This window comes from Streptomyces nanshensis (assembly GCF_001751255.1).
Classification (GTDB): domain Bacteria; phylum Actinomycetota; class Actinomycetes; order Streptomycetales; family Streptomycetaceae; genus Streptomyces; species Streptomyces nanshensis_A.
In genome coordinates this window covers 1-3,388 of sequence record NZ_LJGW01000622.1, presented here as the reverse complement: position 1 = coordinate 3,388, position 3,388 = coordinate 1, and the positions used below count along the sequence as shown (strand labels likewise).

Here is a 3,388-nt window from a genome sequence, read left to right as displayed (position 1 = left end):
CGATCCGGGTCCGGCCCCGCTGCGCGGTCCGCGCGACCGCAGGCCGGGGACGCCGGGTCCGTGGAACAGATACGAGGGCCCCGGTGCTCCGGCGCGGGACGCGCTGACGGACACCGGCGGACTCCGCCGCGACCAGGCCGTCCCCACGAGGGAGTCCGGGTTTCCGCGTGCCACGCCGCCGCCCCGCGTGCCCGAGCAGGGCGAGCCCGGCGGCACCTCCGGCGACGGCCGCGGCGGTGCCAAGGCCCGGGCGTTCACAGGGGTGTTGGCGGCTGCCGTCACCACGGTGCTCGCGTTCGTCGTCGCCGGTCAGGTCAGCGGCGGCGCCCAGCAGAGCAGGGGTCAGGGCGACGACGCCGCGGGCGCCGAACGCGGTCTGTCGGCCGACGACTCCGCGTCCCGCTCGGACAAGGGCAGAGGTCCGCGGACCGAGGCGCAGGGCGCGCCCCTGACGTACACACAGAAGATGGCCAAGCCCTTCTCGCTCGACGCGGACTTCAAGGGCAAGGGCGACTTCACGGCGGCCTCCGGCACAGACGAGGGCGTCGGCGGCGACAAGGTGATGCGCTACCGCGTGGACGTCGAGAAGGGACTGCCCCTGGAATCGGACCTGTTCGCGCAGGCCGTCCAGAAGACCCTGAACGACAAGCGCAGTTGGGCGCACGGAGGCGAGCGCAGCTTCGAGCGGGTCTCGAAGGGCGACGTCGACTTCGTGATCACACTGGCGAGTTCGCCGACGACGGACGAGTGGTGCGCCAAGTCCGGGCTCGACACCAGCGAGCAGAACGTCTCCTGCGACTCGGCCTCCACCGACCGCGTCATGATCAACGCCTATCGCTGGGCGCAGGGTTCGAAGACCTTCGGGGACAAGCGGATGCTCGCCTACCGGCAGATGCTCATCAACCACGAGGTGGGACACCGGCTCGGCCGCAACCATGTGGGCTGCCCCAAGGACGGCGCGCTCGCGCCGGTGATGATGCAGCAGACCAAGTCGCTGGAGTCCGGCGGGGACACGTGCCGCCCCAACCCCTGGCCGTATCCGAAGGGTTAGGGCCGGCCGTCCGGTTCCTCCCCGTGCCGGCTGCGGTTCTCCGTACGGGGACTCCGTACCGGTTCCGGGACCGCTCCCGGTGCTGATTCCGCTCCGGTCCGCCGTGGCCGTCTGACGCGCAGGAACGTCCGACTCGTCGATAAGTCACGGGCGTTCACCCCTTTTGGTGGTGCGACGGACAACCGTCCATCGTGCGCGAGGGGCGCGCATAGCGTCTTCCGCGTCACGCCACCGCCCCCGCGGACGGTGGCCCACTCGGAGAACCGGTCGGGGGTGATGCGTCCGTGCGCATCGCATTGCTTACGGAGGGTGGCTATCCCTACGCGCGCGGTGAGGCGGTCGTCTGGTGCGACCGGCTGCTGCGCGGTCTCGACGGGCACGAGTTCGAGGTCTACGCGCTCAGCCGCAGCGCGCGGCAGGAGCGCGCGGGCCGGTGCGAACTCCCGGGCAACGTACGCCGGTTGCGTACGGCGCCGCTGTGGGACGCGCCGCGCGGACGGCGTTCCGCGGACGGGGGCGCGGGCGCGGCTCGCGCGTACGGACGGCGCGCGCGGCGCCGATTCGCGGAGTGCTTCGCCGAGTTGACGGCCGGTGTGTGCGGTGGCGGCACGGGCGCCGCGGACGGTATGGGCGGCGGCCCGTACGGATCCGCAATCGCCGGTCCGGGCGAAGTGGCCCCGGACGCGGAGCAGTTGGCGGACCGTTTCACCGCAGGTCTCTACGGTCTGGCCGAGCTGGCACGCGACTGCGGCGGCGGGCTGCGCGCGATGCTCCGTTCCGAACTCGCCCTCCGCGTCCTGCAGTCGGCCTGCCGCGCCCCCGGCACTCCGCGCGCCGTGCACGCGGCGCGCGTCGCGGATCTGCTCACCGTGGCACAGCGGTTGGAGCGTGCGCTGCGTCCGCTCTCCCTCGATTGGTACGGAGACGGTGACGGAGGCCGGGACGGTGACGCGGGCGGAGCTGCGGAGCGGGATTGGGACGGGTTCGGGGAGGGCGCGGCGGGCTCGCTTCCGGGGCTTGCGGGGTTCGCGGGTCCGCCGTGCGGCTGCGGCTGTGGCTCGTCCCGGAGTTCGGGCGCCCGTTCCGGCGCGTACGGACTGGCGGGCGTCGACCTCTGCCATGCCGTGGGCGGCGGGCCCGCGGCGCTGCCGGGGCTGCTGGCGAAGCGATTCTTCGGGACGCCGCTGCTGATCACCGAGTACGGCGTACGGGTGCGGGAGCACTATCTCGCGAGCGCCGCCGACGCGGTGGCGGCCACCGTCCCGACGGCGCCGCCGCCGGCCGCCGCGGGCGCGGCCGTACGGACGCTACTGGCCTCCTTCCAGCGGCAGTTGACGCGTGAGGCGTACGCGCAGGCGCAGCTCATCACGCCGGGGAACACCCATGCGCGCCGCTGGCAGGAGCACTGCGGGGCGCCGCGCGAGAAGCTGCGCACGGTCTACCCCGGCATGGACGCCGCGCCCTTCGCGGAGCTGGGCGAGTCGGCGGGACGCGACTCCGCGCACCGGGAGGACGCCGGGGCCACGCTGGTCTGGGTGGGACGCGTCGAACCCGCCAAGGATCTGATCGGTCTGCTGCACGCCTTCGCCGAGGTCCGGCGGGCGGTCCCGGGGGCGCGGCTGCGCCTGGTCGCCACGGCGCCCGTACGGGACGCGGACGCCGACGCGTACGAGGCACGCTGCCGGGCGCTCGCGGCGCAGCTCTTCCCGGACGAGGCGGCCGACCCGGTGTCGGTCGGCGAAAACCCCGTCTCCTTCGAGGAGTTGGGCGGCCCGTCCGTGCCGACGGCCGCCGACGCGTACGGCGCGGGCAGCGTGGTGGTGCTCTCCAGCTCGGTCGAGGGCTTCCCCGTCTCGCTCGTCGAGGCGATGTTCTGCGGGCGGGCCACCGTCTCGACGGACGTGGGCGCGGTGTGCGAGGTGATCGGCGGCACCGGTCTCGTCGTGCCGTCGCGCAACCCCCGTGCCCTGGCGGACAGTTGCGTCGCCCTGCTGCGCGACCCGGAGCGCAGGGAACGGCTCGGGGCTGCGGCCCGTGCGCGGGCGCTCGAACTCTTCACCGTCGAGCAGAACGTCGCGGCGTTCCGCGCCGTCTATCTGGAGCTGATGTCGCGCTGGCCCGTCGGCGCGGGAGAGACGGTTCTCCCCGGCGACGGTGCGGAGCCGCAGCCCTTCGCACGCCCGGCCGAGGCACATGTGCCGGGGCGCTGGGCCGGTGCGCGCGTACCGGCCGCGGGCTCCGCGCTCATGCTCTGCGGTGCGCGGGGCGGGCGTACGGCGGGGGAGGGAAGCGCCGGATGAGCGCGCACAGATCGGCGGCGCCGGCCGGGACGGCGCC

2 protein-coding genes are annotated in these 3,388 nt (G+C 74.2%); both read left to right on the top strand.

Features of this window, described 5'->3' with window-relative positions; all coding sequences use genetic code 11:
* On the top strand, nt 1-1,051 hold a 1,051-nt coding region (locus tag AN218_RS30380), incomplete at its 5' end, for a DUF3152 domain-containing protein (RefSeq protein WP_244900842.1).
* Between the two features lie 284 nt (nt 1,052-1,335).
* Nucleotides 1,336-3,351 carry a DUF3492 domain-containing protein gene (locus AN218_RS34950; protein WP_079132756.1) on the top strand — a complete coding sequence of 672 codons (2,016 nt, stop codon included), beginning with the start codon at nt 1,336-1,338 and terminating at the stop codon, nt 3,349-3,351.
* Nucleotides 3,352-3,388 lie beyond the last annotated feature (37 nt).